The following is a 355-nucleotide window of genomic DNA, read 5'->3' on the forward strand; positions in this document are numbered from 1 at the left end:
AGAAGGGGGTAGGTGCGGTAATCAAGAAGCGAAAGATGATCAAGATACACAATACCCCCTTCTATAAAAACGAATGTTTATTCTAATTTTCTATGCCCCGGCGCCGAAACGCACAATTAGTTAGCGGGCAGGCGAATCGGCTGAACCAGGTACCGGTAGCTAAGATCTTCTTCACTCAGCGGTTCATCCTGACCGGAGAGCACAGCAGGTTTAGGAGCCTCAGTGAAGGAGAAACGTACAAAGTCGGTATCAAAGGCACCCAGTCCCTCCGAAAGGTACGTGGGGTTGTATGCCACTGTAATTTCGTGACCGTCCAGCTGTGCGGGCATCGATTCGGATGCGCGAGCCTCATCGC

The 355-nt window shown here is 51.3% G+C and carries 1 pseudogene; it reads right to left on the bottom strand.

Features of this window, described 5'->3' with window-relative positions:
- Window positions 1-116: 116 nt before the first annotated feature.
- Window positions 117-355: pseudogene (locus tag HMPREF2554_RS10960) on the bottom strand (DNA polymerase III subunit beta); the annotation flags it as partial.

The organism is Rothia sp. HMSC071F11 (assembly GCF_001809115.1).
Lineage (GTDB): Bacteria > Actinomycetota > Actinomycetes > Actinomycetales > Micrococcaceae > Rothia > Rothia dentocariosa.